24 protein-coding genes are annotated in these 25,252 nt (G+C 70.6%); 12 read left to right on the top strand and 12 right to left on the bottom strand.

Annotated features, from left to right (window positions below; genetic code table 11):
- Positions 1 to 737, top strand: a 737-nt coding sequence (locus ACFOGJ_RS21780) for a PRC-barrel domain-containing protein (RefSeq protein ID WP_379904532.1), incomplete at its 5' end; no start/stop codon positions are given.
- Between the two features lie 32 nt (positions 738 to 769).
- Here the strand turns inward: ACFOGJ_RS21780 and ACFOGJ_RS21785 are convergent.
- Positions 770 to 1,222, bottom strand: a complete 453-nt coding sequence (locus ACFOGJ_RS21785; RefSeq protein ID WP_379904534.1) for a MarR family winged helix-turn-helix transcriptional regulator — start codon at positions 1,220 to 1,222, stop codon at positions 770 to 772.
- Positions 1,223 to 1,451: 229 nt separating this feature from the next.
- Here ACFOGJ_RS21785 and dctP point away from each other — a divergent pair, with 229 nt between their 5' ends.
- The 4 genes from dctP to ACFOGJ_RS21805 are packed head-to-tail and all read left to right on the top strand — an operon-like array spanning position 1,452 to position 5,362.
- On the top strand, positions 1,452 to 2,528 hold the full coding sequence (gene dctP, locus ACFOGJ_RS21790) for a TRAP transporter substrate-binding protein DctP (RefSeq protein ID WP_379904536.1): 1,077 nt from the start codon (positions 1,452 to 1,454) through the stop codon (positions 2,526 to 2,528).
- A 19-nt stretch (positions 2,529 to 2,547) separates the two neighbouring features.
- Positions 2,548 to 3,102, top strand: a complete 555-nt coding sequence (locus tag ACFOGJ_RS21795; protein ID WP_379904538.1) for a TRAP transporter small permease — start codon at positions 2,548 to 2,550, stop codon at positions 3,100 to 3,102.
- On the top strand, positions 3,099 to 4,397 hold the full coding sequence (locus tag ACFOGJ_RS21800; protein ID WP_379904540.1) for a TRAP transporter large permease: 1,299 nt from the start codon (positions 3,099 to 3,101) through the stop codon (positions 4,395 to 4,397). The genes ACFOGJ_RS21795 and ACFOGJ_RS21800 overlap by 4 nt, the downstream gene beginning before the upstream one ends.
- On the top strand, positions 4,394 to 5,362 hold the full coding sequence (locus tag ACFOGJ_RS21805; RefSeq protein WP_379904542.1) for an esterase: 969 nt from the start codon (positions 4,394 to 4,396) through the stop codon (positions 5,360 to 5,362). Before ACFOGJ_RS21800 ends, ACFOGJ_RS21805 begins: the two co-directional genes overlap by 4 nt.
- 35 nt (positions 5,363 to 5,397) lie before the next feature.
- On the opposite strand, the gene ACFOGJ_RS21810 is transcribed toward ACFOGJ_RS21805, so the two are convergent.
- The 3 genes from ACFOGJ_RS21810 to ACFOGJ_RS21820 form a co-directional block, all read right to left on the bottom strand.
- On the bottom strand, positions 5,398 to 6,822 hold the full coding sequence (locus ACFOGJ_RS21810) for an amidase (protein ID WP_379904544.1): 1,425 nt from the start codon (positions 6,820 to 6,822) through the stop codon (positions 5,398 to 5,400).
- Positions 6,819 to 7,067 carry a hypothetical protein gene (locus ACFOGJ_RS21815; RefSeq protein WP_379904546.1) on the bottom strand — a complete coding sequence of 83 codons (249 nt, stop codon included), beginning with the start codon at positions 7,065 to 7,067 and terminating at the stop codon, positions 6,819 to 6,821. The genes ACFOGJ_RS21810 and ACFOGJ_RS21815 overlap by 4 nt, the downstream gene beginning before the upstream one ends.
- A gap of 62 nt (positions 7,068 to 7,129) precedes the next feature.
- Positions 7,130 to 7,999 carry an isocitrate lyase/PEP mutase family protein gene (locus ACFOGJ_RS21820; protein WP_379904548.1) on the bottom strand — a complete coding sequence of 290 codons (870 nt, stop codon included), beginning with the start codon at positions 7,997 to 7,999 and terminating at the stop codon, positions 7,130 to 7,132.
- A gap of 215 nt (positions 8,000 to 8,214) precedes the next feature.
- Between ACFOGJ_RS21820 and ACFOGJ_RS21825 the strand changes: the two genes are divergently transcribed.
- The 3 genes from ACFOGJ_RS21825 (at position 8,215) to ACFOGJ_RS21835 (ending at position 11,536) form a co-directional block, all read left to right on the top strand.
- Positions 8,215 to 9,138, top strand: coding sequence for a DMT family transporter (locus tag ACFOGJ_RS21825; protein ID WP_379904550.1), 924 nt, complete (start codon positions 8,215 to 8,217; stop codon positions 9,136 to 9,138).
- Positions 9,135 to 9,707 carry a GNAT family N-acetyltransferase gene (locus ACFOGJ_RS21830; protein WP_379904552.1) on the top strand — a complete coding sequence of 191 codons (573 nt, stop codon included), beginning with the start codon at positions 9,135 to 9,137 and terminating at the stop codon, positions 9,705 to 9,707. Before ACFOGJ_RS21825 ends, ACFOGJ_RS21830 begins: the two co-directional genes overlap by 4 nt.
- Positions 9,708 to 9,805: 98 nt before the next feature.
- Entirely contained in the window at positions 9,806 to 11,536 is a 1,731-nt protein-coding gene (locus ACFOGJ_RS21835; RefSeq protein WP_379904554.1) for a GAF domain-containing hybrid sensor histidine kinase/response regulator, read from the top strand.
- A gap of 6 nt (positions 11,537 to 11,542) precedes the next feature.
- Here the strand turns inward: ACFOGJ_RS21835 and ACFOGJ_RS21840 are convergent, their stop codons facing one another.
- The 3 genes from ACFOGJ_RS21840 to ACFOGJ_RS21850 all read right to left on the bottom strand — a co-directional run bounded on the left by ACFOGJ_RS21840 (position 11,543) and on the right by ACFOGJ_RS21850 (position 13,649).
- Entirely contained in the window at positions 11,543 to 12,580 is a 1,038-nt protein-coding gene (locus ACFOGJ_RS21840) for a hypothetical protein (protein ID WP_379904556.1), read from the bottom strand.
- A 160-nt stretch (positions 12,581 to 12,740) separates the two neighbouring features.
- Complete coding sequence (locus ACFOGJ_RS21845; RefSeq protein WP_379904558.1) at positions 12,741 to 13,358, bottom strand: 2-hydroxychromene-2-carboxylate isomerase; 618 nt, start codon at positions 13,356 to 13,358, stop codon at positions 12,741 to 12,743.
- A gap of 84 nt (positions 13,359 to 13,442) precedes the next feature.
- A complete protein-coding gene (locus ACFOGJ_RS21850) occupies positions 13,443 to 13,649 on the bottom strand; it encodes a hypothetical protein (protein WP_379904560.1) in 207 nt (68 codons plus the stop codon).
- 82 nt (positions 13,650 to 13,731) lie between these two features.
- Between ACFOGJ_RS21850 and ACFOGJ_RS21855 the strand changes: the two genes are divergently transcribed.
- Entirely contained in the window at positions 13,732 to 14,061 is a 330-nt protein-coding gene (locus ACFOGJ_RS21855) for a cupin domain-containing protein (RefSeq protein WP_379904562.1), read from the top strand.
- A 15-nt stretch (positions 14,062 to 14,076) separates the two neighbouring features.
- On the opposite strand, the gene ACFOGJ_RS21860 is transcribed toward ACFOGJ_RS21855, so the two are convergent.
- Both ACFOGJ_RS21860 and ACFOGJ_RS21865 read right to left on the bottom strand, forming a co-directional pair.
- Positions 14,077 to 15,228, bottom strand: a complete 1,152-nt coding sequence (locus ACFOGJ_RS21860; RefSeq protein ID WP_379904564.1) for an acyl-CoA dehydrogenase family protein — start codon at positions 15,226 to 15,228, stop codon at positions 14,077 to 14,079.
- Positions 15,225 to 15,950 carry a TetR/AcrR family transcriptional regulator gene (locus tag ACFOGJ_RS21865; protein WP_379904566.1) on the bottom strand — a complete coding sequence of 242 codons (726 nt, stop codon included), beginning with the start codon at positions 15,948 to 15,950 and terminating at the stop codon, positions 15,225 to 15,227. Before ACFOGJ_RS21865 ends, ACFOGJ_RS21860 begins: the two co-directional genes overlap by 4 nt.
- A 204-nt stretch (positions 15,951 to 16,154) precedes the next feature.
- Between ACFOGJ_RS21865 and ACFOGJ_RS21870 the strand changes: the two genes are divergently transcribed.
- Positions 16,155 to 17,285, top strand: coding sequence for an NAD(P)H-dependent flavin oxidoreductase (locus tag ACFOGJ_RS21870; protein ID WP_379904568.1), 1,131 nt, complete (start codon positions 16,155 to 16,157; stop codon positions 17,283 to 17,285).
- A gap of 24 nt (positions 17,286 to 17,309) precedes the next feature.
- Here ACFOGJ_RS21870 and ACFOGJ_RS21875 read toward each other — a convergent pair whose 3' ends face one another.
- On the bottom strand, positions 17,310 to 18,194 hold the full coding sequence (locus tag ACFOGJ_RS21875) for an alpha/beta hydrolase (RefSeq protein WP_379904570.1): 885 nt from the start codon (positions 18,192 to 18,194) through the stop codon (positions 17,310 to 17,312).
- Positions 18,195 to 18,278: 84 nt separating this feature from the next.
- On the bottom strand, positions 18,279 to 19,709 hold the full coding sequence (locus ACFOGJ_RS21880; protein ID WP_379904572.1) for an MmgE/PrpD family protein: 1,431 nt from the start codon (positions 19,707 to 19,709) through the stop codon (positions 18,279 to 18,281).
- Positions 19,710 to 19,946: 237 nt separating this feature from the next.
- On the opposite strand from ACFOGJ_RS21880, the gene ACFOGJ_RS21885 reads away from it, so the two are divergent.
- Together ACFOGJ_RS21885 and ACFOGJ_RS21890 are read left to right on the top strand one after the other, a co-directional pair.
- Positions 19,947 to 21,152, top strand: a complete 1,206-nt coding sequence (locus ACFOGJ_RS21885; RefSeq protein WP_379904575.1) for a multidrug effflux MFS transporter — start codon at positions 19,947 to 19,949, stop codon at positions 21,150 to 21,152.
- Positions 21,149 to 22,774 (top strand): rhodanese-like domain-containing protein, encoded by a 1,626-nt coding sequence (locus ACFOGJ_RS21890; RefSeq protein ID WP_379904577.1) that lies wholly within the window; start codon positions 21,149 to 21,151, stop codon positions 22,772 to 22,774. The genes ACFOGJ_RS21885 and ACFOGJ_RS21890 overlap by 4 nt, the downstream gene beginning before the upstream one ends.
- Before the next feature lie 5 nt (positions 22,775 to 22,779).
- Here the strand turns inward: ACFOGJ_RS21890 and ACFOGJ_RS21895 are convergent, their stop codons facing one another.
- Complete coding sequence (locus ACFOGJ_RS21895; protein ID WP_379904579.1) at positions 22,780 to 25,242, bottom strand: hypothetical protein; 2,463 nt, start codon at positions 25,240 to 25,242, stop codon at positions 22,780 to 22,782.
- Between the last annotated feature and the right edge of the window lie 10 nt (positions 25,243 to 25,252).

Genomic DNA, 25,252 nt, shown 5'->3' on the forward strand with positions numbered 1-25,252 from the left:
TGGTCGGGGCCGCCGTCCATGCCGCCGACGACCCGCTCCTGGAGCAGCTTGCCGGGCTTGCCGGCAATTCGCCCGTCGGCCTTCTCGCCCGCGCCCTGCCGAAACAGAGGCTGGGGACCGTGACGGACCTGCTGCTGACGGAGGCGGGTGCCGTGCGCGCCGTGCTTGTCGATGTGGGGCGCTTCGTCGGTTCGACCGGGAAGGTGGTGGCGGTGCCGATCGAGGCGGTGGTCCTGGCCGGCGACCCGGCGGATCCGGCCAGGCGGATCCTGCTGCTGGCGGCGACCCGCGACAGCCTGCAGCGGGCGCCGGCCTATGAAGGCGCCGGCGAAGGCGCAAAGCCGCTCGCCATGACGCCCGCCAGCGGCATCGCGGCGCCAGGCGGCGGCACGCGGCTGCCGCTGGCCGCGGCTGGATCCGGCAGTGCCGCCGCGACGCCGGACGGCTATCGCCAGGCGGCGATGAGCGAGGTCACGCCGCAGATGCTGCGCAGTGTCGATGTCTATGGCAGCGGCGGCGAGAGGATCGGCGCGGTCCGGTCGGTGATGGCGACCGACAGCGGCATCATCACCGCGCTCGTCGTCGACATGGGCGGCATGCTGGGCTTTGGCGGCAAGGCCGTCGCGCTGCCGATGCATGAAGTCACCGTGCTGCGCCGGACCGACGGCAAGGGCCTGCGGGTCCGCACCAGCGCCAGCCGGGCGCAGCTCCAGGCCATGCCGCGCCACCGCGACTGAGCGGGCGGCGGCCGTCCTGACGCAGCCGGGCGTCAGTCCAGCGCACGCACCCGTTCGCAGAGGTGATCGAGCTGCCGGCGCAGCCGCTCGCGCTCCGCGGCGGACAGGCGGGCGAGCAGGGCGTCCTCGCGGGCCTGCAGGAGCGGCTCGATCCGGGCGAAGACCTCGCGCCCGCGGCCGGTGAGGAACAGCCGCAGACGGCGGCCGTCGCTCTCGTCCCCCACGCGTTCGATCAGGCCCTTCTTCTCCAGGAGCCCGACCCCACGGCTGACCGCGGCGCGCAGATGGCCGGTCATGTCGCAGATGTCGCTGGCTGTCAGCCCCTGCTGCGCGGAAAGGCAGAGCAACACCGTCCATTCCGGCCGGATCAGCCCGAACCGCCCCTCGATGTCGCGCATCAGGGGTTCGCGGTAGTAGTTCACGAGATAGCCCAGCCGGTAGGTCAACGGCATCACGGTGCGATCGAAGATCTCCGGCAGATCCAAGCGTCTCTCCTTCCGGCGGGATGGCGAAAGTGGGTGCGGCGACAGCGCGGCGACGGCCTTTCCGGCTTCAGGATGGCACAGCGCAGGGCGCGCAGGCCATAGCCATTATTGTCTCGTGCGAAACATTTAATGTATCGTACGAGACAAAACACCCCTATCATGCGACAGCACCGGGGGCGGCCCCGGAGGCGATCCGCCTTGTGGCGGCGAGAAAACACGGGAGGAAGCGATGATCCGTAGAGCGCTGCGCGGCGCCACCCTGGTCCTTGGGGCGGCGGTGCTGCTGGGTACGGCGGAAGTCTCCGCCGAGCCGGCGAAACTGACCTATGCGACCTACCTGCCGCAGAGCTTCACCTGGGTGCAGGTCGACGACTGGTTCATGGACGAGGTGACCCGCCGCACCGACGGCGAGGTGACCTTCGAGCGCTACTATGGCGGCACCCTGCTCAGCGCGCTCGACGTGTTCCCGGGCCTGTCGTCCGGCGCCGCCGACCTCGCCACCGGCGCGCCCGGCTACAATCCCGACATGCTGCCGCTGTCCGGCGTGGTGCAGCCCTACATCACGGAGAAGGCGGATGCCGCGGCGAAGGCGGTCACCGACCTCTATGCGCAGAATGCGGCCTTTCGCGACGAATGGCAGGCGAACGGCATGCACCTGCTCTATGCCCTGACCGCCACGGAAAACACCTTGTGGACCAACCGCTCCGTGACCTCGGCAGAGGACCTGAAGGGGCTGCGGGTCCGTGCCACCCTCGGCATCGCGAAGTCGCTGGAAATGCTGGGGGCGACCCCGGTGGCGATGGGCATGAACGATGGCGTCCAGGCATTCAAGAGCGGTGCCATCGACGGCTTCACCTCCGCGCCGTTCGACGTCAGCACCCTGGTGGGCCTGCAGGACATCGCGAAGTTCGGCGGCGACCAGGGGCGCATGGGGATCTATGCGATCGTGGCCCTGGCCTTCAACAAGCAGAGCTACGATGCCTTGTCTGACAGCGCGAAGGCGGTGATCGGCGAAGTGGCGGCGGAGATCCCGGACCGCTTCCTGAAGGTCACAGACGCCGCGGTGGATGCGTCCGTGGCACGGATCAGGGAAGCGACGGGCCTGACGGTGCAGGGCCTGTCGCCGGCGGAGACGCAGCGCTGGCGGGACGAAACCGCGCAGGCGGTCTGGGACGACTGGACGTCGGAAATGGAAGACCGCGGCCTGGACGGGAAGCAGGTGCTGCAGCAGTACCGCGACCTGGTCGCGAAGTACGACGCCACCTCCAGCTACGTTCCCGGGTTCGACCGGGTGCGCGGCCAGTAGCCGTTCCGGGACCGGCGCGGTGCCGGTCGAACCGGCACCGGAGGCCGGGACCGGCCAGGAGATGAAGGTGGGGACACGGATGACGGGCGGTCTGTCGGCAGTCGAGCGGGGCCTGGTCGCGCTGGGCGCGGTAAGCGGCTGTGCCACCCTGCTCATGGTGCTGCTGATCGTGCCCGACGTCTTCCTCCGCAAACTCCTGTCGACCACCGTGCCGGCGGCGGCGGAACTAAGCACCCAGCTGCTGGTGCTGCTCGTCTTCCTCGGCCTGGCCGGGGCGCAGACCCGCGGCGATCATTTCACGATGACCGCGGCGGTGGAGCGGATGCCGCGTGCTGCCCGCCGCGCCTGCCGCCTGGTCGCCACACTGGCGAGCCTGGGCTTCGCCGCGATCATGGCCTGGGTGACGGCGATGAAGGCCTGGACGGCGGTGCTGCGCGAGGAGACGACAATCGGCGTGGTGTCGTTGCCGGTCTGGCCGGTGCGGATCGCCATCGCGCTCGGCTTCGCCCTGCTGGCGCTGCAATTGCTGCTGCAGGCATGGCGGGCGCTGCGGCCCGATGGGAGCACGGCGTGATCGACCCGAACATCGTCGGTTACCTGATGATCGCCGGGCTCTGCCTGCTGCTGGTCGTCGGCATGCCGATCGCATTCGCCCTCGGGCTGACCGGTCTCGCCGGGCTTGCGGCCACCCGCGGCACCCGCAGCCTGGAGTTCCTGGCCGGCGCCGAACCCTTCTCCACCACCGCAAACCTCACCCTGATCATCGTCCCGCTGTCGCTGTTCATGGGTCATCTGGCCCTGACGGCCGGGCTGTCGGAGCGGGCATTCGCCGCCGCCCGGGCCTGGGTCGGTCATGTGCGGGGCGGCCTGGCGATCGCCTCGGTTTTCGCCTGTGCCGGCTTCGCCACGGTCACCGGCGCCTCGGTCGCCACCGCGGCGACCATGTCGCGGATCGCGATCCCGCAGATGCTTCTGGCAGGCTATTCGCAGCGGATGGCCGCCGGGGCAGTGGCCGCCGGCGGTACCCTGGGGGTGCTGATCCCGCCATCCGGGGTGCTGGTGATCTATTCCCTGGCCACCGGCGTCTCGCTGACCAAGCTGCTGGTCGCCGCCGTGGTGCCCGGCGTCCTGACCGCGATCGCTTATGCTATCGGCATTTCCATCGTCTCCCGCTTCGATCCGCAGGTCCGGGCGGCCGCCCGCGGCGCTCCGGCCGACCTGCGCACCCGTCTGGGCAGCCTGGCGCGCAGCTGGGAGGTGGCGCTGCTGTTTCTCACCGTAATGGGTGCAATCTACGGCGGGGTGGCGACGCCGACCGAGGCGACGGCCGTCGGCGCCGGCGTCGCCCTGCTGATCGCGCTGCGCCACACCGCCGGCCGGCGGCGGGAATTGCTGCAGGGCCTGGTGGAGACGGGCTTTTCCTCCGCGGCGATCTTCGCCCTGATCCTGGGATCGGCCCTGTTCAGCCTCGGCTTCGCCACCACCCAGCTGCCGCAGGCCCTGGCCGGCTGGGTCGCCGGCTTCGACCTGCCGCCGGCATTGCTCACCGTCCTGCTGCTGCTGCCCTTCCTCGTGCTCGGCGCCTTCATCGACGGGCTGTCGATGATCCTGCTGACCATGCCGACGGTCTTCCCCGTCGTGCAGCAGGCCGGCATCGACCCGATCCTGTTCGGCATCCTGGTCACCAAGATGACCGAGATCGGCGTCATCTCGCCGCCTGTCGGGCTGAACGTCTTCGTCGTCAAGGGCGCCTGCCCGGAGCTGTCCACCGGGCAGATCTTCCGCGGCTGCGTGCCTTTCATCCTGATTGAGTTCGTTCTGATCGCACTGCTCATCGCTGTTCCCGAACTGACCACGGTGGCCCTGTGAGCATCGCTGCAACCGGAGAGCCGCTGGCGCTGCGCGACATGGGCAGCTTCTTCGCCGGCGGGCGCGAGGTCACGGTCGCCGACCGTCCGACGGCGCGCCTGTACATTTCCGACACCCTGCCGGACTTTCGCCACGACCCGAACGGCCGCTACGCGATCGAGGCCTGCTACGTGCAGTACTTCCTGCCGGTGGCGGCGAGCGGCGACCCGGTGCTGCTGCTGCATGGCGGCGGCTTCAGTGGCGCCTGCTGGGAAACCACGCCCGACGGCCGGCCCGGCTGGCTGGAACTGCTGCTGCGCCTGGGCAGGGCGGTCTATGTGATCGACAGCGTGGAGCGCGGCCGGGCCGGATGGTGCGCGCTGCCGGGCATCTGGCCGGACGCGGCGATCATGCGCACCGCGGAAGAGGCCTGGCGGATCTTCCGCCTCGGGCCCGCGGACGGCTTCGCGGCCCGCCGCACCCATCCCGGCGGGCGCTTTCCGCTGCCGGCTTTCCCTGAGCTGATGAAGCAGTTCGTGCCGCGCTGGCCCGACAGCGATTCGCGGGCCCTGCCGGCGATCCTGGAAGCGGTCCGCCGGATCGGCCGGTGCACGATCATCGTCCATTCGTCCGGCGCCGGTCTGGCCTACCGGATCGCCACCGAGTCGCCTGAACTGGTTTCCGGGATCATCGCACTGGAGCCCAATGGCACGCCACCGGACCTGCCCGGCTGCCTTGCCGATAGCCGCTTCCTCGCCCTGTTCGGCGATTATTGCGACGGCGACCCCCTGTGGCAGGGTTTGCGGGCGCAGATCCGGGACCTGCACGACCGGCTCGGCAACCGCGGTGCATGTGCCGCTGTGCTGGACCTCGCCGCGCACGGCCTCCCGGGCCACTCCCACATGATGATGATGGACGTGGGCAACGAGGCCGTGCTGGCGCTCGCCCTTTCCGAACTGGCAGCGCTGTCGTCGCCACTGCCCTGACGGACCGTCAGCGCGGTTCTGTCACCCGGGCTCTGTCACCCCGGTTCCGGCGGGCTGCGGTCGCACCAGCGGGTCTCCGCCTCGTAGGCGGCGGCGACCTGGAACAGGGTCTCCTCGTCGAAGGGGCGGCCCATCAGCTGGAAGGCCATCGGCAGGCCGTCGGAATCGAAACCGCAGGGGCTGACCAGGCCGGGCAGGCCGAGATAGTTCAGCGGGCGGCTGCAGCTGGAGACCTGGGCGATGAACTCCGCCATGCCCGGGGCGCTGCCGACGTCGGTTTCCGCGATGCCGCGCGCCGTCGTGTTGATGATCGGCAGCAGGATCACGTCCGCCCCGGCGAAGCCGGTGGCGACGACCTCGCGCAGGATCGGCCCGCGCAGCTGCAGGGCACGGGTATAGGCCAGCGCCGGATAGCCGAAGCCGGCCATCTGGCGGGCGCGCACCTGCGGCTGGATGTCGTCGCCGCGTTCCACAAGGTCGGGGCCGTGGAACATGGTGGCTTCCGCCCCCAGCAGCACATTGGACAGGTTGGCCAGCAGTTCCTGGTGGGGCAGGGAGACCGGCACCAGGGTGGCGCCGCAATCGGCCAGCACCGCCTTGGCATCCTCCAGCAGCGCGGCGGCCTCCGGCGACAGGTAGCGCGTGTAATGGCCGTCCTCCACCACGCCGACCCGCAGGCCGCGGACCGAGCGTCCGACCGCCGCCTCGCAGTTGGGCGGCGGCAGGCGGGCGGAGGTGGTGTCCAGCGGGTCGTGCCCGGCCAGCACGTCCGTCATGCGGGCGCAGTCGCGCACGGTGCGGGTCATCGGCCCGATATTGTCCAGCGAGAAGCTGAGCCCCATCACCCCATGGCGGCTGACCCGACCCTGCGTCGGCTTCAGGCCGACGATGCCACAGAAGGCCGACGGCAGGCGGATCGAGCCGCCCGTATCGGTGCCCAGCCCGCCGGGCACCAGGCGCGCCGCGACGGCGGCGCCGGTACCGCTGGAAGAGCCGCCGGTGAACCGCTCCGGGTTCCAGGGATTGCGGCAATGGCCGTAATGCAGGTTGTGGCCGGTGGGTCCGGTGGCCAGCTCCGACATGTTGAGCCCGCCCAGGTTCAGCGCACCGGCCGCATCCAGGCGCTCCAGCACCGTCGCGGTGCCGGCGGCGACCCGGTCGCGGCGCACCTTGGAGCCGCAGGTCGCCTGGTAGCCCTTGCGGCCGAACAGGTCCTTGTGTGCCAGCGGCACGCCATGCAGCGGCCCCAGGTCGCCCCCCGCCGCGCGCGCCGCATCCGCCGCGTCGGCGGCCTGCAGGCAGGCATCGGCATCGACGGAGATGAAGGCGTTGACCACCGGGTTCCAGCGTTCGATCCGCTTCAATGCCGCCTCGACCAGTTCGCGGGCGGAGAAGCGGCCCGCCGCGACGCCGTCGGCCGCGGCGACCAGGTCCAGGTCGGTGAGGTCCTGCCCGCTCATCCCTTCGTCCCCCCGAAGGTCGCCGCCTGGCTGCGCACCGTCTCGGGCGCCAGTTCCATCATCACGGCGTCGAAGCTGGCCGGCTCGCTGCCGTCGAAGACGACCTTCGACCGCGCGGCTTCGAGGTCGGACAGCGCCGGCTCGATGGTGGACTGCATCCGCTCCGCCAGGTCGCGGTCGATTTCCACGCCGAACTGGTCGCGCACCGTCTGCTGCAGCCGCCCGACATCCACCTTCACGCCCATCGCCCCGTCTCCTTCCGCCTGGCTGCTGCCAGATGTCTTCTATGCCTGCGCCGCCGTACCGACTACTCCGCCACTTCCTTGTGGCGCTCCTCGAAGTCCCAGATCTCCTGGAAGCCCATCAGCTTCGAGAAGTCCTGGAAATTGTACAGCGGCACGTCGTCGTGCGTGGAACTGCCGGTCTCCTTGAACCGTGTGTAGGCATGGGCCACGGCCGCGCCCATCGACAGGAAGCCCAGCGCCGGCCAGATCGCCAGCGCATAGCCCAGCTCCTGCAGCTCGGCCGCCGGCAGGATCGGCGTGCGCCCGCCATCGGCCATGTTGGCGATGCAGGGCTTCTTCAGGCTGCGGCAGACCTCCGCCATCTCGTCGCGGCTTTCCGGCGATTCCACGAACAGGATGTCGGCGCCGGCATTGCCGAACGCCTCCGCCCGGCGGATCGCCTCCTCCAGGCCATGGCCGGTGCGCGCATCGGTGCGCGCGATGATCAGGAAGTCGTCGCTCGTCCGCGCCTCGGCGGCGACCTCGATCTTGCGCAGCATGTCGTCCAGCGGAATCACCCGCCGGTACGGCGTATGGCCGCACTTCTTCGGGAATTCCTGATCCTCGATCTGGATCGCGGTGACGCCGGCGCGCTCATAGCCGCGCACGGTATGCTGCACATTCAGCAGCCCGCCATAGCCGGTATCGGCATCGGCGATCACCGGCACCGAGGACAGCTCGCAGATCCGCGAGATCCGCGACAGCATGTCGGTATAGGTCGCCAGGCCGGCATCGGGCAGGCCCAGATGGGAGGCGACGGTGCCGTAGCCGGTGACATAGACCGCGTCGAAGCCGATGCTCTCGGCGATGCGGGCGGTGATCATCTCGAACACACCGGGGGCCGCGACGAACTTCCCTTCCGCCAGCTGGCGGCGCAATCTCGGATCGGCCATGACACTTCTCCCGATATGGTGCAGACGATAGCGATGCCCGCCGGCCGGAGGCCGGTCGCGGGCGCCCATTAAAGCGTTCCGACCCGCCGATGACAACGAATGCAAACAGGCCGCCGGATGGCGGCGCCGCGCCGCCGGATTCCGCGCCTGCTGCGGCGGCTCCGGCGGCGGGCCCGCCCGCTGCGCCCGCGCCCGCTGCGCCCCCGCCCGCGGCATTGTGGCTGGGCCTGGCGCTGGCGATGGGCGGTGCCATGCTGCTGGCGAACAAGGGCATCCTGGCGAAGCTGCTCTATGCCGAAGGGGTCGATGTGACCACACTGGTCGCCGTGCGGTCCGCCGCAGCGCTGCCGGTCTTCTGGATCTGGGCGGCCATGCGGCTGGGCTGGGGGCGGATCGTATTGCGGGACCGTCGCGGAATCGCGATTTCCGCCGCGGCAGGCCTTGCCTGCTACTATGTCGGCGCGCTGGTGAACTTCGAATCGCTGCGCCTGATCGATGCCTCGCTGGAGCGGGTGCTGCTCTATGCCTATCCCAGTTTCGTCGTGCTGGTGGAGGCGATCCGCCGCGGCCAGCTGCCGCCCCGGCGGACCCTGCTGGCGCTGGCGATCACCTATGTCGGCATCGTGCTGGCGGTGGGGGCGCTGGATGCCGACCTGTTCGACGCCAATGCCTATGGCGCCGCCCTGGCGCTCGCCTCCGCCGTCGGCTTCACCTTCTACTTCCTGGCCAACCAGGCGGCGGCGGCGCGGATCGGCAGCGTGCGCTTCACGGTGTTCGCGATGACCGCGGCGACGGCCGGCCTGCTGGCGCATTTCCTGGCGCTGCGGCCGCCGCTGGAGGAACTGGCCGGCTTCACCTCGACCGCCTGGGGGCTGATGGCCCTGCTGGTGGGCGCGGTGACGGTGCTGCCGCTGTTCATGATCGCCGAGGGGGTGCGCCAGCTGGGGGCGGAGCGTGCGGCGCTGGTCAGCACGATCGGGCCGCCGACCACCATCGTCATGGCCTGGATCGTGCTGGGCGAGGTGCTGGCGCCGATGCAGCTGCTGGGCGCGGCGGCCGTGATCGCCGGCATCCTGGTGCTCGAGGGCCGCGGCCTGCGGGGCATCCGGTGGAACCGCAAGGGGGAGGGAACGAGGTGAGCGAGGCAGCGGCGATCGCCGTGCACGAGGCCGGGCCCGACCGGTGGGACGATTTCGAGGCGCTGATGGGGCCGAAGGGCGGTTCCGGCGGCTGCTGGTGCATGCTGTGGCGGCTGGGCCGCAAGGGCTTCGATGCCGCGAAGGGGGAGGGCAACCGCAGCGCCATGCAGGCGCTGTTCGCGGCGGGGGAAGTGCCGGGCCTGCTGGCCTATGACGGTGCCTTGCCGGTCGGCTGGATCTCGGTGGCGCCGCGCGGCGCCTTCCCGCGGCTGGCCGGGTCGCGCATCCACAAGCCTGTCGACGACCGGCCGGTCTGGTCGGTCAGCTGCTTCCTGGTGGCACGCAGCCATCGGCGGCGCGGCGTGTCGGTGGCGCTGCTGAAGGCGGCGGCCGGCTTTGCGGCCGCCCGCGGCGCCAGCCGGCTCGAGGGCTATCCCGTGGAGCCCACGGATGGCCGCTACCCGGCCGTCTATGCCTGGACCGGCACGGCCGCGGCCTTCCGGGCGGCAGGCTTCCGGGAGGTCACGCGCCGGTCCCCGACCCGGCCGATGATGCAGCTGGAGCTTTAAGATCCGGGCAGCGGCGGCGAGGGGGCGCTTAAGGATATCGCAAGGTCCGGCAGCGATAACATTTGTCGATCGAGCACACCAAGCCGGAACATGGCCTCATGGAAAAGTCTTCCGCCAACGAACCGTCGCGCCTGCAGGCTCTGCACCGCTACGAGGTGCTCGATACGCCGCCGACGGAGACGTTCGACCGCCTGACGACGATTGCGGCGCGCTATTTTGCGGCGCCGATGGCGCTGGTCAGCTTTGTCGATGCGGACCGGCAATGGTTTAAGTCGCGGGTCGGCGTCGCTTTTGCGCAGACGCCACGGGAACACGCGTTCTGCGCCCATGCGCTCGCCGGCGCCAAGCTGCTTGTGGTGCCCGACGCGACCCGGGATCCGCGCTTCGCCGACAATCCGCTGGTGACCGGCCCGGCGGGCATCCGCGCCTATGCCGGTGCGCCGATGGTGACCCCGGACGGCCATGTCCTGGGCACCATGTGCATCCTCTACGACCGGCCGATGGACTTCCAGGGGCTGGACCTCTGTGTGCTCGAACGGCTTGCCGCCATCGCCATCGACGAACTGGAGCTACTGCGGACGGCCCGCGTGGCGCGCGAGGCGGAGCAGGCGGCGGTTGCGGCGAATGCCGCGAAGTCGCGTTTCCTGGCGACCATGAGCCACGAGATCCGCACGCCGATGAACGGCATCATCGGTACCCTGGACCTGCTGCAGACCACGGCCCTGGATGCGCGCCAGCGCGACTATGCGGAAACCGCCCTGTCATCCGCCCGCGACCTGCTGGGGCTTCTGAACGACATCCTGGAACTGGCCCGCATCGAGAAAGGTGCCATCGACCTGAAGCCGGCGCCCTTCGCGATCCGGGAGATGGCGGAAGAGGTGATGGCCCTGTTCCGCGGCACCGCTACGGCGAAAGGCCTGAGCCTGAAGCTGCAGCCTGTCGCCGGCCTGCCCGAATGGCTGGTCGGCGACCGCCTGCGGTTGCGGCAGATCCTCTCCAACCTGGTCAGCAATGCGGTCAAGTTCACCGACCTCGGCCATGTCACGGTGGCCCTGAGCCACCTGCCGGAGGATGGCGGCTGGCTGGAGGTCACCGTTGCCGACAGCGGCATCGGCATTGCCGCCAACGACCAGGAGGCGCTGTTCGCGCCCTTCGTCCAGGTCGACGGCTCTGCCACCCGCCGTTTCGGCGGCACCGGCCTGGGCCTGGCGATCTGCCGGGAGCTGGCGGAGCGCATGGGCGGGGCGATCGGGGTCGACAGCGTCGAGGGCCAGGGCGCGCGCTTCTGGTTCCGGATCCCGGCCGCAGCGACCGTCGCACCCGCTTCGGCCGATGCGGCCGCAATCGCCACGGCGGAGGGCGGCGAAGCCCCGGCCGCGGCATCGCAGGGGCGCCGCATCCTGGCGGCGGAAGACAATGCGATGAACCGGCGGCTGCTGGAGGCGCTCCTGGTCTCGGCGGGTCATGCGGTGGACCTGGTGGCGAACGGTGCGGAAGCGGTCGCGGCCCTGTCCCGCGGCAGCTACGACGCGGTGCTGATGGATGTGCAGATGCCGGTCATGGACGGGATCCTCGCCACCCGGGAGATCCGCGCCATGCCGCCGCCGCGCAATGCGGTGCCGGTGATCGGCCTGACCGCCTTCGCCATGGCGGAGGACCAGGATCGCTGCCTGGCGGCCGGCATGGACGCCTATGTCGCCAAGCCGATCGACCGGCTGCACCTGCTTTCGGTCATCCGCCAGCTGACGGGACCGGGCGGGGACCGGCCGGACCATGATGCCGGCGATGCGCCGCCCGGCGGAACCTGGCTGGCCGGCGGCGCCGGCTGAGACGGGTCAGGCCAGGCCCTCGGCGGTCAGCCGGCGGTAGAGGCTTTCCCGCCGCTCCGGCGGCAGCGCGGCGACCAGGTCGTCGCGTTCCCGGCGCAGGGCCTGCAGCATCGCCTGCATCTCTGCCAGGCCGTCGCTTTCCGCCGCCGCGCTGGACGGCTGCGCCAGCAGCTTGCGCTCCGGGGTCATCACCTGGCGGGCGGCTGGGCCGGCCAGGTCCAGCATTTCCGGGATCAGGGTGCCGGCGGCGACGAAATCGTCGACCGCCTGGCCCAGGCTGCGGCGGAAGATCTCCGCCTGCTCCGCCCCCAGCCGGCCGAGATCGTGCAGCACCGGCAGGTCGGCCTTGATCTGCTGCAGACGTTCCTGTCCGGTCAGATCGGCATAGGCCGCGGCGCGGCGATAGACCGACAGGATGATCTCCCGCACGGCGGCGATCACCTTCGCGAGCCCCACCAGTTCGATCGACTTGTCGTTGCCGGAATCCAGGCCCAGCACGGTCAGGTCGGCCTCGCCATGCCCTTCCAGGCGTGCCGCCACCCGGTAGAAGGTGCTGACCGCCGACAGGGCCGCGATCAGTCGCTCCGGCGTGGAGCGGTGCTGCGCATCGTCGATCAGCAGCAGCATCAGCCCGTCCAGCTTGGCCTGGTCCTCCGCACCCCCCTGCACATGCTCGGCGATGGTGGTCGGCGCGACCAGCGCCTGCAGCGCCGGGCGTGCGGTGCGGAAGGCACGGATCTGCAGGGCGAGCGCGTTCAGCGCGCCGGCCCGGCCGGCGGCGGCCTCGCTCATCGCGCTGCGCCACCAGTCGCGATCCAGCATCGCCTGCATCCCGAAGCTGTGCAGCACATGGCGTTCCGCAGCCGTCAGGCGCCCGGTTTCCGCGGCGGCGCGGCCATAGACGTCGAACACCCGGTCCGCCAGCGCCATGCCGTCGCCGCTGCCGGCAAGGCCGGCCGCTGCGGCCGCCAGGGCCGCGATGCCGGTCTGTTCCAGCAGCCGGTCGACGGCCTCGGCCGCCGCAATAATCTCGGTGCGCCGCATCAACGTCTCCGTCTGGTCTGTAGGGCTCGATCTGGCGGACGATCCCGGCCCGCCGAACGGCGGGCCGCATACGCTTATAACCAAGTCCGCTGCCGATGAACAAACCGGTGGCGCAAGCCCGGGGCGGCGCAGCCGATCAGGCCGGGCGGGCGGAGGCCGGCTACCGGGCCCAGGCCAGGGCCTGCTCCAGCCGGTCATTGCCCCAGAACAGCTCCACCCCGCCATCCGCTCCGGCGATTGTGAAGCTGGGGGCGCCGAACAGGCCCAGCGCCTGTGCCTCGTCGGTCGCGGCGCGCAGCGCGGCCTTCGTCTCCGGGGTCTCGGCCCGGGCCTGCCAGTCCGCGGCGTCGGCGCCCAGGCCGGTCAGAAGCCGCGCCAGGACGGCAGGGTCGGCGATCTCCCGATCCTCGGCGAAATTGGCATGATAGACGGCGCGCACGAAATCCGGCGCCCAGGCAGCGCCCGCCGCAAGCGCCGCGGTGGCGATGCGCGCCGCCCGCAGGCCGTTGCGGGGAAAGGCGCCGGGCCGGGTCAGCGGCAGGCCCTGCGCGTCGCAGATGCGCTCGAGGTCGCGCCACATATAGGCGCCCTTCACCGGATAGATGTTGAACGGGCTGTCGGTCATGCCCTGCGCGGCGAAGACCGGACCCAGCAGGAAGGGCCGCCAGACGACGGGTACGCCGGCCGCCGCGGCCAGGGCCCCGACCCTGTGCGCCGCCGGATAGGAATAGGTGCTGGCGAACTCAAACCAGAAGGTCACTGCCGGCGCGGCGCTCATCCCGTTCCTCCCCGCTGCGATTGCGGGCCGCAGGATAGGGGAGGGCGGGCGGGGCGTCAGCCAGACCTGTCGTGCAGGCCAGGGTCAGAGCCGCTGCTTCAGGAGCTGGCAGCCGCGTGCCGCCAGGTCGTCGTACTGTTTGCGGGCCGTCTCCAGAAAGGCAGCTGCCTCCTGGTCGTTGGCCTCCCGCGCGTCGGCCGCGTGCTGCCGGCTGATCCGTGCGCCCTTCGCAGCATGGTATATCGTGCTCACCAGGTCGAAATCGCGGTCGCTCAACGGTGTCTCGGGCATGGCGCTTGTCCTTCTGCGACAGGGGTCCCTTTCACGGGCAACGATGAGCGGCACTGGCAGTTCCGGGCGGGGGGATGCAGTCATGGCGGAAACAGGTGCGGCAAACCTCCTGGCGCCGGAGAATGCCGGCCAGGAGGAGCTGGTGCAGGTCCTGGCGGGCCGGCCGGGCATGCGGGTGGAGCGGATCGTCAGCCACGGCCAGGCCTCGACGCCCGGCTTCTGGTACGACCAGGCGGAAGATGAATGGGTGGCCCTGCTGGCCGGCGCGGCGCGGCTGGAATTCGCCGACGGCAGGGTGCAGGAAATGACGCCAGGCGACCATGTCCTGCTGCCGGCGGGCCTGCGCCACCGGGTGGCCTGGACCGACCCGCAGGCACAGACCGTCTGGCTGGCGGTGTTCTGGACGCCTTGAGGCGGCGCCGGCGGATCAGCCGGCGGCAACCCCCATCTGCCGGATCGCCAGGTCTTTCATGATCTCTTCCGAGCCGCCGCCGATCGCCATCACCTTGACCTCGCGATAGACCCGCTCCACCGGGTTGCCGCGCAGATAGCCGGCGCCGCCGAAGATCTGCATGCATTCCGAGGCGACGTATTCCAGCATCTTGGTGGACAGGAACTTCGCCTTCGAGATCTCGGCCACCGGCATCGGCCCGTTCTCCGCCAGCCAGCAGATCTGGTTCAGATAGGCCTCCACGGAATCGATGCGGGCCGACATCTCGGCCACCTTGTGGGCGATCACCTGGTGGTCGATCAGGCGCTTGCCGAAGGTGCGGCGCTCCCGCGCATAGGCCACCGCCTCGTCGAAGCAGAGCTTCGCCATGCCCAGGCCCTGGGCGATCATCGTCAGCCGCTCGTAATTGAAGTTGTTCATGATCGCGATGAAGCCGCCATTCTCCGGCCCCAGCAGGGCGCTGGCCGGCAGGCGAACATCGTCGAAATACAGGCTTGCGGTGTCGGAGGCCCACCAGCCCATCTTCCGCTCGAGCGCGCTGCGGCTGAAGCCGGGCGTGCCCCAGTCGACGAAGAACAGGGAGATGCCCTTCAGCCCCGGCCCGCCGGTGCGGGCGCCGACGACATAGTGGCTGGCATTCATGCCGCCGGTGATGAAGGTCTTCTGGCCGTTCAGGACCCATTCGTCGCCGTCCCGCCGGGCACTGGTCTGCAGGCTGGCCACGTCGGAGCCGCCGCCCGGCTCGGTGATCGCCAGCGAGGAGGCGGTCTCCCCCGAGAGCACCTTCGGCAGCACCCGCAGCTTCAGTTCCTCCGATCCCAGCAGCGCGATCGGCCCGGTTGAGATATTGCGGGCGCCCAGGGAGGCGGCGACCCCGGTGGCGCCGCAGCGCCCCAGTTCCTCGCCGGCGGCGGCGCGCATGAAGCAGTCGTCGAAACCCAGCCCGCCATATTCCTCGGCGATGCCGAAACCGAACAGGCCCAGATCGCCGGCCTTGCGGTGCAGTTCCCAGGGAAAGCCGCCGGCCTCGTCCCATTCGTCGGCGAAGGGACGGATCTCCTGCGCCACGAAGCGGGCCATGCTCTCGCGGAAGCCGCGTCGCTCATCGGTCTCGAAGGGGTTTCTCACCGGGCATTCCTCTCTTTCACTGGTGCGGCCGGCGTCGCCGTGACCGGCGCGCGCAGCCGCAATTGCGGCGATATCAAGCCTGCGAAACGCTGCATGTAAAGCCGCAGGGTTTCCGGATCGGCGGTGAACCGCTCCTGCACCAGCAGGCCGCGCAGGAAGGTGCGGCAGATGCCCCAGAGCAGCCGCGCCTCTGCATCGCATGCCGCGTCGTCCGCGCCGGCGCTGCCGGTGAACAGGTCGAGGATCGCATCCGACATCCGCCGGTCCCAGGCCGCCAGTTCCGGTGCCAGCTGGCGGTGCAGCTCCGGGTCGGTGCGGGTGGCGATCAGGATCTCCAGCAGGGCCCGGCCCTCGCGGCTGTTCACCACCCGGGTCCAGGTGCGGACCAGCCAGGCGGCGACGGGATCCTCGCCGCCGCCGTCACCGGCAGCGACCGCCTCCCGCATCACCCTGGCGAGCGAAGCGCGGCGGCTCTCGGTGGAGCCGACTGCCCGCTGCAGAATGCGGCTGGCGGTTTCCGCCACCAGGGTCTGGCGGGACGGGAAGTGGTGGGTCAGCGCGCCGCGGCTGACCCCCGCCAGGTCCTGTACCCGGTTGATGGAGGTGCCGGCATAGCCGTGCCGGTCCAGGCACAGGATGGTCGCCGTGCAGATGCGTGCCCGCGCATTCTCCGCCTGCCGGCTTTTGCGGAGCAGCTGCATCTGGGATTGGGGCGGCGGCATCGACGGCTCCGGACTGGCCAAGTTTGACAGACGGAACGTTCGGTCTGTCAGATATTTTGTCAAATATGGGCAGATGACAGATTCGCCGGCCAGGGGCGATCGCCGCTGCCGTCATGGCGTTTGCCCCTCGTCAGCATTGGATTTATAACACACAGACAGAACGTTCGGTCTGTGAAAATGATGGTAGCCGGGAGGGGGAAGGGAATGCGTTCACCGATCTGCGCGATGCTGGGTATCGAGTTTCCGCTGCTGGCCTTCAGCCATTGCCGCGACGTGGTGGCGGCGGTCAGTCGCGCGGGCGGCATGGGCGTCTTCGGCGCGGTCCGCCACACGCCCGAGGAACTGCGCGAGGAACTCGCCTGGATCGACGCCCATGCCGGCGGCCGGCCCTATGGCGTCGACCTGATCGTGCCCAACAGGATCGCCGGCAAGGGCCAGGCGTTCGACGGCGACCGGCTGATCGCCGCACTGCCGGAGGAACACCGCAGCTTCGTCGCGGGACTGCTGGCGCAGCGCGGCATCGATACCGCCGACCTCGACGACCGCCGGGCCGACCGGCTGCGTTTCGCCCGCAACCTCGATGCGGCCGGGGCGGAGGAGATCCTGGACGTCGCCTTCTCCTTCCCGATCCGGCTGATCGCGAACGCGCTCGGCGTGCCGCCGAAGACGATGCTGGAGCGCGGCAAGGCGGCCGGCGTCCCGGTCGCCGCCCTGGTCGGCGCGAAGGAACATGCCCTGGCGCAGATCGCCGCCGGGGTCGACATCCTGGTCGCGGCCGGCGGCGAGGCGGGCGGCCATTGCGGCGAGATCTCCACCATGGTGCTGGTGCCGGAGGTGGTCTCCGTCGCCGGCGATACCCCGGTGCTGGCGGCCGGCGGCATCGTCACCGGCGGCCAGATGGCGGCGGCGATGGCGATGGGCGCGGCCGGCGCCTGGTGCGGCTCGGTCTGGCTGACCACGGCGGAGGGTGAGCCCGACCCGGTGATCAAGGAGAAGATGCTGGCCGCCTCCTCCCGCGACACGGTGCGGTCGCGCTCGCGCACCGGCAAGCATTCCCGCCAGCTGCGCTCCACCTGGACCGATGCCTGGGAAGCGGAGGGCGCGCCGGAACCGCTGCCGATGCCGCTGCAGTCGCTGTTGTCGGAGCCGGCACTGGGCAAGGTCGCGACCCTGGCACAGGGCGGCCATGACGGCGCCCGCGACCTGGCCACCTACTGGGTCGGGCAGGGGGTGGGGCTGATGACGCAGACCATGTCCGCCGGCGCCGTCGTGCAGCAGTTCAAGGCGGATTTCGTTGCGGCGGCGGAGCGGCTGAACGGCTTGCTGGAGGGATAGGACCTGCCGCCGCGCGGCCGGCGGTCAGGCCGACAGGCTCTCCCGGATGAAGGCCGCGGCCTCGGCAAGCGCCGCCCGGCCTTCGTCCAGCTGCGGCCAGGACAGGTGCCAGGCGTGGAACATCCGCTGCCAGACCGACAGGCGCGCCTCGACCCCGGCCGCCAGCAGGGACTGGTGCATGCTGGCCGCGTCGCCGAAGAACACCTCCCGGTCGCCGACCTGGATCAGCACCGGTGGCAGCCCGGCAAGGTCGGCGAACAGCGGCGAGGCCATCGGATCGCGCGGGTCGGCACCGGCCAGGTAGCGGTCGGCGTACCAGGCGGCCGCCTCGCGCGACAGGGTCGGGTCCAGGGGCCCGAGCTTGTCGTAGCTCTCGCTCTCGGTCCCCAGATTGACCCAGGGGCTCAGCCCGACGATGCAGTTGGGCATCGGCAACCCTGCCGCGCGGCAGCGCAGCGCGGTGGCGAAAGCCAGGCCGCCGCCGGCGGAATCCCCGGCGATGCCGGCCGGGCGGCCGCCGCGTTCCGCCGCCAGCGCCCGCCAGGCGGCAACCGCGTCGTCCAGCGGAGCGGGAAACGGCGCCTCCGGTGCCAGCCGGTAGTCGAGGACATGGACGGTCCCCTGCATCTCCGCCGCCAGGAGACCGCCCAGATGGCGGTGGGAGGCCACCGACCCGGTGACATAGCCGCCGCCGTGCAGGTAGAGCAGGGCGGGTCCGTCGGCCGAAGCGGTCAGCCGCTCCGCCGGCACGCCGCCCAGCGCCACCGGCTCGACCGCGACCTGCGGCGGCGGCGCGAACACCTCACCCATCCGGTCCATCAGCCTGCGCCGGGGGCCTTCGCCGACCGCCGGGTCGAACGGATATTTGCGGAACAGCGCCAGGAGCGCGTCGAGCTGTGCCTGGGACATGGCTGGCCTTTCCGATGAACGCGGCAGCCGGAGCGTCCGCCGCCGGCGGGCCGGCGGCGGCTGTCCGGCGGCGGCAGGGGGCGATCAGCCCGCCAGCAGCTCCAGCAGGTCGTCGGCGGGCAGGTCCGCGTCGTCCATCATCAGCACCGCGTCGCGCACCTCGGCCGCGCGGGCGGGCGACAGGGTCATGGTGGCGTTCGACATGAACTTCGACACGATATCCTCCGCCGACAGCGGGCGGTCGGCGCAGCCGCGGTTCATCTCCTCCCGGTGGGTGAGGGTGCGGCCGTCCTTCGTGACGATCTTCGCCTCGCCGGAGAAGTATTTCGGGAAGGGCGAGGCCGGGTCGATCCGGTAGCTGGTGCGGTCGGCCAGCGCCAGGACGGCCGGGTCGCGGATCGCGTCGGGCTCCAGGTCGCGCAAGCCGACCCCGCCCTTCAGGAAGGCGTTGGCCGACAGGTAATGCACGCTGAACTGCGCCTCGTAGGGATTGGCGGGGCGGCGCTTCTGGGCCTCCGGCTCGCAGATCACCTTCACCACCCCTTCCGGCACGGCAAGCTCCAGGCTCTCCACATCGTCGGCGGTCAGGCCGTGCTGCTGTGCCAGGATCGCCGCGGCATCGGCGGAGGCATGGGCGAAATGGCAGGCGGGCAGGGGCTTCACCGCGACCTTCGCCACCTCCCACACGTCGCCCAGGCCCTCGGTCAGGCGCGGCAGGTCGCAGGAGGCGGCGGCGTTCTGCAGCAGCATGTTGTACAGCCCGAAGCGGCCCTCATAGGCCAGCGCCGGCCCCTGGAAGCCCTGCTTCGCCAGGGCCGCGGCGGTGGCGCCCGACATGCCGGCCCAGCCGGGATGCATCCGCTTCGTCCAGGCGCCGTCGTTGAGGAATTCCAGGCTGCCGCCCGCTGTCGACAGGGCGATGCCCTGGGCATGGGCCGCCTGCTCCGCGGTCAGGTCCAGCAGCCGCGCCGCTGCCAGGGTGGCGCCGAAGGCATTGGCCAGGCCCGTCGGGTGGTAGCCGACCTGGTGGAAGCCGCCCTTGGCCGCGGCGCCGATCCGCACCGCCGTCTCCACCGAGGCGATATAGGCGGTGACCGCGTCGCGGCCGGAGCGGCCGCGCCAGGCGGCGGTGACCAGGGCGGTCGGCATCGCCGCGGCGGTGGCATGGACCACGCCTTCGACATGGGTGTCGTCGAAATCCAGGCCATGCGCCAGGTAGGCGTTCATCACCAGGGCGTCGCGCCAGGGCAGGCGGGCCGCCATGCCGATCACCGGCATGTCGCCGCCGGCATCCAGGCTGGCCATGCCGCTGAGCATGCGATGCGCGAAGTCGTAGCGGGTGCAGGCGAAGGCGATGCCGATCGCGTCCAGCATCAGCAGCACGGCCCGCTGCCGGGCCGCCTCCGGCACCGTGTCATGGTCCAGGCCGATGGCAAAATCGGCCAGCACCTGCGACAGCGGCCGGGACGCGGCCCCGCCCGCTTCGGTCCCGAGATCGGTGGAGAACTGGTTCATGGCGCGCCTCCTCCAGGCCGGCGGGGCGGTTCCGGTGCTGCCGCGCGCCGCTCTCCGGGGCGGCCCCCGGGCAGCATGCATGGCAGCCGGCCGCAGCCCGCATACGGTTGCAACCCGCCCTGTATAGACGAGGCGCGCGGCCGCGCCTAGAACGGCCCCGCCCGGGACGGCCCGGCGCGCCACCACCCCAGCGCCAGCCGGACCGCCGGGCATCCGCATTCGAGAGTATCCGGAACCATGGCCCTGCCGCCCGTCTCCCTGCCGCGCTTCGTCCTGATGACAGGGGCGATCGTCGTCTGCCCGGCGATCGCCATGGACATCTACCTGCCGGCGATCCCGTCGATCACCGAGAGCCTGGGCGCCAGTGTCGAGGACGGCCAGCTCACCGTCACCCTGTTCTTCCTGGGCTTCGCCCTGGGCCAGGCCGGCTGGGGTACCGCCTCCGACGCCTTCGGCCGGCGCCCGGTCCTGCTGATCGGCATGCTGGCCTATATCGTCACCAGCCTCGCCTGCGCCCTCAGCCCGGATATCGCCAGCATGATGGGCGCCCGCTTCCTGCAGGGCATCGGCGCCGGCGCACCGGCCGTGCTGGGCCGGATCCTGGTCCGCGACCGGTTCGAGGGGGCGGCGATGGCACGGGTGATGTCCTATGTGATGTCGATGCTGATCCTGGGGCCGATCATCGCGCCGATCCTTGGCGCCGCCATGCTGGAGGCGCTGGGCTGGCGCTGGATCTTCGGCTTCGTCGCCGCCTGGGGCGTCGGCATCTTCCTGCTGATCCTGTTCGTGCAGGGGGAGACCCATATCGGCCGCGGCGCCGCGGCGATGCGGCCGGGCAGTATCCTCGCCTCCTACCGGCTGGTGCTGTTCCACCGGCGCACCCTGATGTTCGTGGCGGTGAACACGCTCGGCTTCTCCGCGCTGCTGATCTACCTCTCCACGATCTCGCCGATCGTGATCGAGAACTGGGGCTGGTCGCCGCCGGAAATGGCCCTGGTCTTTGCCATCGTCGCCAGCACCATCGCGGTCGGCGGCCTGGTCAATGCGCGCCTGCTGAAGCGGGTGAAGATCATGGCCATGCTGCGCAGCGGCCTGCTGCTGGGCATGGCCGGCGGTATCGCCGGCACCCTGGTCAGCGGCCTGCTGCCGGATCTGGCGCTGCTGCACGAGCTGCAGATCCTCTGCTTCTGCTGCGCCATGCTGGGCTTTTCCCTGGTGGTGGCGAACTCCACCTCGCTGGCGGTGCAGGCCCATGGCGCCCGGGCCGGGGTTGCCACCGGGGTGCTGGGCGTGGTGCAGACCCTGGGGGCCGCGGCGATCGGCACCCTGCTTTCCCTGATGCATGACGGCAGTGCGGGGCCCACCTTCATGGCTTTTGCCGGGGTGAACCTCGCCGCCTTCCTGATCCTGCTGACCGACCGCCCGGAGGAGCAACCGGCATGACGGACCTACAGCCCGGCTTCAGCCGGATCGACGGTGACGAGCTGCGCCGGCGCATCGCCGCCGCCCATGCAGGCGAGGGCGAGATCGCCTTCCTCGACCTGCGGGAACGCGGACCCTTCCACCATGCGCAGATCCTGTTCTCGGTGAACCTGCCGCTTTCCCGCCTGGAGCTGGAGGTCGCCCGCCTGGTGCCGCGGCGGTCGACGCCGGTCGTGCTGACCGACGGCGGCGAGGCGGTGCGCCTGGCGGCGCGCGGCGCCGCCCGGCTGCTGGAACTGGGCTACACCGACGTGGCGGTCCTGAAGGGCGGCCTGCGCGCCTGGCAGGCGGCTGGCGGGGAGACCTTCTCCGGCAACAACGTGCCCTCCAAGGCCTTCGGCGAGTTCGTGGCGGAAAACTACCATACGCCCATGATGAGCGCGGATTCCGTCGCCGCGGCGCTGGAGGCGGACCGAGACCTGGTGATCCTGGACAGTCGCCCCTATGACGAGTTCCACCGTATGAGCATCCCCGGCGGGGTGAACGTGCCGGGGGCGGAACTGCTGTACCGGGTCCGGGCAATGGCGCCGGACCCGCGTACCACGGTGGTGGTGAACTGCGCCGGCCGCACCCGCTCCATCATCGGCGCGCAGTCGCTTGTCAATGCCGGCATCCCGAACCCGGTCGCGGCGCTGGAGAACGGCACCATGGGCTGGCAGCTCGCCGGCCACGGCCTGGCTCAGGGCGCGACCGCGGTGGGCGGGGCGCCGGACGCGGCGGCCCTGGCGGCGGCGCAGGCGGATGCGGCGCGGGTGGCGGCACGTTTCGGCGCCGCCGCGATTGACCGCGGGACGATTGCCGCCTGGACCGCGGAGGCGGGCAACCGCACGCTGTACCTGCTGGACGTGCGCACCGCGGAGGAGTTCGCCGCCGGCACCTGGCCGGGCGCCCGCCATGCGCCGGGCGGCCAGCTGGTGCAGGCGACCGACGAATATCTCGCCACACGTGGCGCCCGGATCGTGCTGATCGACGGGGAGGAGGTGCGCGCGCCGATGACGGCGGCCTGGCTGCGGCAGCTCGGCTTCGCCGACACCTTTTGGCTGGCCGGCGGCCTGGCCGCGGCGGACGCGGTGCCGCCGCAGCCCGAGCCAGGGCCGCTCGACTTCCGGGAGGTGGAGACGGTCAGCGCGCACGAGGCGAAGGCGGTGCTGGATTCCGGCGAGGCGGCGGCGCTGATCGACCTGGCGGATTCACGCAGTTTCGAACGCGGCCATATTCCCGGCGCCTGGTGGGGCGTGCGCGCCCGCCTGGTGGAGGGGCTGGTGCGGATGCCAGCCATCGGCTTCCTGATCCTGACCTCGCCCGATGCGGTGCTGGCGCATTACGGCGCCCGCGACCTCATGGCGGCCCGTCCGGACCTGATCGTCCGCGTGCTGGCCGGCGGCACGCCGGCATGGACGGAAGCGGGCCTGCCGCTGGAGACCGGCATGCCCGCGGCCTTCTGCGAGCCCGACGACCACTGGCCGCGCCCCTATGAAAGCCCGGAAAGCGCGCGCGAGGCGATGCAGGCCTATCTGGACTGGGAGTTCGGCCTGACCGAACAGCTCCGTCGCGACGGCATGGCGCCGTTCGCGAAGGTGTAGGGTTTTCAACCGCGCAGCGCGCCGCGCAGCACCGTCTCCAACGGGCCGTAGTCGATGAACGCCTCGGCCAGGGCGATCGTCGGGCCGGGACGACCCTCCAGCCGGTTCACCACCCAGTCGGGCCAGAGCGGCCGCAAGGCCTGCAGGCGCCTGGTACTGGCCGGGCTGACCGTGGCACCGTCGACGCTGACCACCCGATAGACCCATCGGAACCAGAGTTCGCAGAGATCGCGGGCCAGAGGCCGGTCTCCGGCCTGCAGACAGAGATAGGCCAGGTCGAGGCCGGCCGCGCGCAGAAGGTCGGGGGCATCGCGCATGGCCGAGAGAATCTTGGAAACAAGCTCGGGCAGCGACAGGTAGCGGCACAGCCGGTCGGCTTGCCAGGTCCGCAGCAGCCGGGTGACCGGCAGGGTTACGTTGGGGTGGTTGTGGGACCATTTCAGCGATTGCCACAGGGCGCAGATCACCTCGTCGTGACGGCCCTCCTGCAGAAGCAGTTCGCCCTTCAGAAGATGGAGATAGGCGAGCAACTGCCGCCGCAGCCGTTGCGACAGGTCGATGGCGGCTTCCGTCTCGCCGTCCCTGCCGTAGGTGCCGAGATAATGCGAGGCGAGAAACTGGATGGCGATGAAATGGTCGCCCTCTACCGGACCGAGATCGAGCAGCGGTTGCGGCCGGCATGCCCTGAGGAAAGCGGTTTCCGCAGCGATATGCCGGTCGGCGCTTTCCAGGAACAGCCGCCTGAGGTCGGGCGAGGGGAGCGGCGGGACGGACGCGCCCAGCCGGCTGAGATAGAAGTCGAACACGAACGGGGAGCAATGGGGGAATTTACCGACCGCTTCCGCAGAGAGCTGCGACCGCAGATTCGCGACTCGCTGGCGGTTCCATCCCGAAACGGGCGCTTGCGGCGTCTCGTCGTCCGGCCCATCGCGAGAAATGCTGTCGCCGTCCTCCGGTCCGGGATGGTCATTCCTGTGATGTAACAGCCGCCGCGCCAGCTGGAGGGCAAGGTTGTAATCGGACGGCTGTTCAAGACACGCCAGGCTGGCCTCGAGGCCGGTCGTGGCCATCCGTTCCACGACGTCGGTGGGAACGGAATAGCTTGGACACCAGGGCCCGCGCCGCGGCAGCGGCCGCGCCTCTTGCATCATGTCCGGTCGGCTGGTCTGCAGGAGACAGAGCCCGATCGTCGCGCGAAGAGCCTGACGTCCGGGCCGCGCCGCCATGCCAGGACGCTGGCCATGGGCTGCCGCAAGGGCGGCATAGCTGCTGCGTCCCTGGAACAGGCCCGCCGCGTGCAGAAGGCCGCCTCTGCCGAAATCGGCCGTCGGCGCTGCCACGCCGCTCGCCATCGCCTCGCGACCACAGAACCCGTCCAACGTGGCAATCTCGACCCCGAGCGGTGTCAGGATCAGCCGCATGAACCTGCCGGCCGCCTGCAAGATGCCGGCACCCTGCCGCATATATTCGAAGGTTCGCGGCTGGGTGACGAAATCCTCGAAGTCGAAGGTCGATGCCGTGTAGCGGGACTGTGCGACAAGCTTTGCGTAGCTCTCGAACGGCATCCGCCCCTGATACAGCAGTACCACCTCCTCCAGGCTGCGGTTGACGACCGGCCAGAGGTCGCGGAGCTTCTTCGTCCGGGCAAAGTGCAGCAGGCTGCCGCCGTAGGAAAAGGTGATCGGCTTTCCGGCGGAGCCACCCGCTGCGGACATGTCCAGGAAGACGTAATCCGCGAACGGCATGTAGAGGACCCTGCTGTCGAACATCCGCCGGGCGATGTCACGTTGCTCGTGCGACAGCGACAACAACAGGTCATGCCTCTGATAGTGGCTGCTATGGCGCAGGATATGGTCGTGCATGTCGGCCAGGAGGGCGATTTTCGGCGCCGGCAGGCTGTCGAAACTGGCCGGCAGGTAGCAGTCCTCCATGATGTTCAGGACCAGATCCGGGTCGCGGCCCGGCGGGACAGCCCGGACCTGATCGGCCAGCTCTTGCGAGATGTCCAGGCGCAGATCGTCCGCCTGCTGAAAGCCGGCCGTCAGCAGGCGCAGCCCCGGGCCGGTATCCTTCCGCAGGGCGTGCATGGCCGACTCGCCTGGCGCCGCGCCGCCGCCGGGCGAGCCGGAGAACGACAGCACCGTCACCTCGCGCGACAGGAGGGCGCGCAGCCGTTCCGTCCGCGCCGCCTGCGCATCGTCCGGTGCGATACGATCCAGCGTGGCCAGGGCTTCGTCCGTCCGCTCCTGTGACCAGTGGTAGATGCCGAGTGCCAGAAGAACTTCGGCATCGGGATCCGGCAGGTGCTGCAGCACCGGCCCCAGCTCGTCGGTGAAGCCGCTGAGGAAGCCGGCCAGGGCGATATCCCGGCTGCTCGCCTCCGGGCTCAGCGCCAGGCTGTAGAAATCCCCAGCTTCGAGAAGAACTGCCGGCTCCGGTGCATTGGAGCAAAGCGGGATGTCCGGCATCGCTGTCCGT

Origin of the sequence: Marinibaculum pumilum (assembly GCF_042646425.1) — a bacterium.
GTDB lineage: Bacteria > Pseudomonadota > Alphaproteobacteria > Ferrovibrionales > Ferrovibrionaceae > Marinibaculum > Marinibaculum pumilum.

Coding starts and splice junctions, on each gene's coding strand:
- ACFOGJ_RS21865 (WP_379904566.1), bottom strand. CDS start 15,950: ATGCCGCCGCCCCAATCCCAGATGCAGCTGCTCCGCAAAAGCCGGCAG.
- ACFOGJ_RS21890 (WP_379904577.1), top strand. CDS start 21,149: ATGACGGACCTACAGCCCGGCTTCAGCCGGATCGACGGTGACGAGCTG.
- ACFOGJ_RS21835 (WP_379904554.1), top strand. CDS start 9,806: ATGGAAAAGTCTTCCGCCAACGAACCGTCGCGCCTGCAGGCTCTGCAC.
- ACFOGJ_RS21885 (WP_379904575.1), top strand. CDS start 19,947: ATGGCCCTGCCGCCCGTCTCCCTGCCGCGCTTCGTCCTGATGACAGGG.
- ACFOGJ_RS21875 (WP_379904570.1), bottom strand. CDS start 18,194: ATGTCCCAGGCACAGCTCGACGCGCTCCTGGCGCTGTTCCGCAAATAT.
- ACFOGJ_RS21895 (WP_379904579.1), bottom strand. CDS start 25,242: ATGCCGGACATCCCGCTTTGCTCCAATGCACCGGAGCCGGCAGTTCTT.
- ACFOGJ_RS21845 (WP_379904558.1), bottom strand. CDS start 13,358: ATGAGCGCCGCGCCGGCAGTGACCTTCTGGTTTGAGTTCGCCAGCACC.
- dctP (WP_379904536.1), top strand. CDS start 1,452: ATGATCCGTAGAGCGCTGCGCGGCGCCACCCTGGTCCTTGGGGCGGCG.
- ACFOGJ_RS21855 (WP_379904562.1), top strand. CDS start 13,732: ATGGCGGAAACAGGTGCGGCAAACCTCCTGGCGCCGGAGAATGCCGGC.
- ACFOGJ_RS21815 (WP_379904546.1), bottom strand. CDS start 7,067: ATGGGCGTGAAGGTGGATGTCGGGCGGCTGCAGCAGACGGTGCGCGAC.
- ACFOGJ_RS21840 (WP_379904556.1), bottom strand. CDS start 12,580: ATGCGGCGCACCGAGATTATTGCGGCGGCCGAGGCCGTCGACCGGCTG.
- ACFOGJ_RS21880 (WP_379904572.1), bottom strand. CDS start 19,709: ATGAACCAGTTCTCCACCGATCTCGGGACCGAAGCGGGCGGGGCCGCG.
- ACFOGJ_RS21870 (WP_379904568.1), top strand. CDS start 16,155: ATGCGTTCACCGATCTGCGCGATGCTGGGTATCGAGTTTCCGCTGCTG.
- ACFOGJ_RS21850 (WP_379904560.1), bottom strand. CDS start 13,649: ATGCCCGAGACACCGTTGAGCGACCGCGATTTCGACCTGGTGAGCACG.
- ACFOGJ_RS21820 (WP_379904548.1), bottom strand. CDS start 7,999: ATGGCCGATCCGAGATTGCGCCGCCAGCTGGCGGAAGGGAAGTTCGTC.
- ACFOGJ_RS21810 (WP_379904544.1), bottom strand. CDS start 6,822: ATGAGCGGGCAGGACCTCACCGACCTGGACCTGGTCGCCGCGGCCGAC.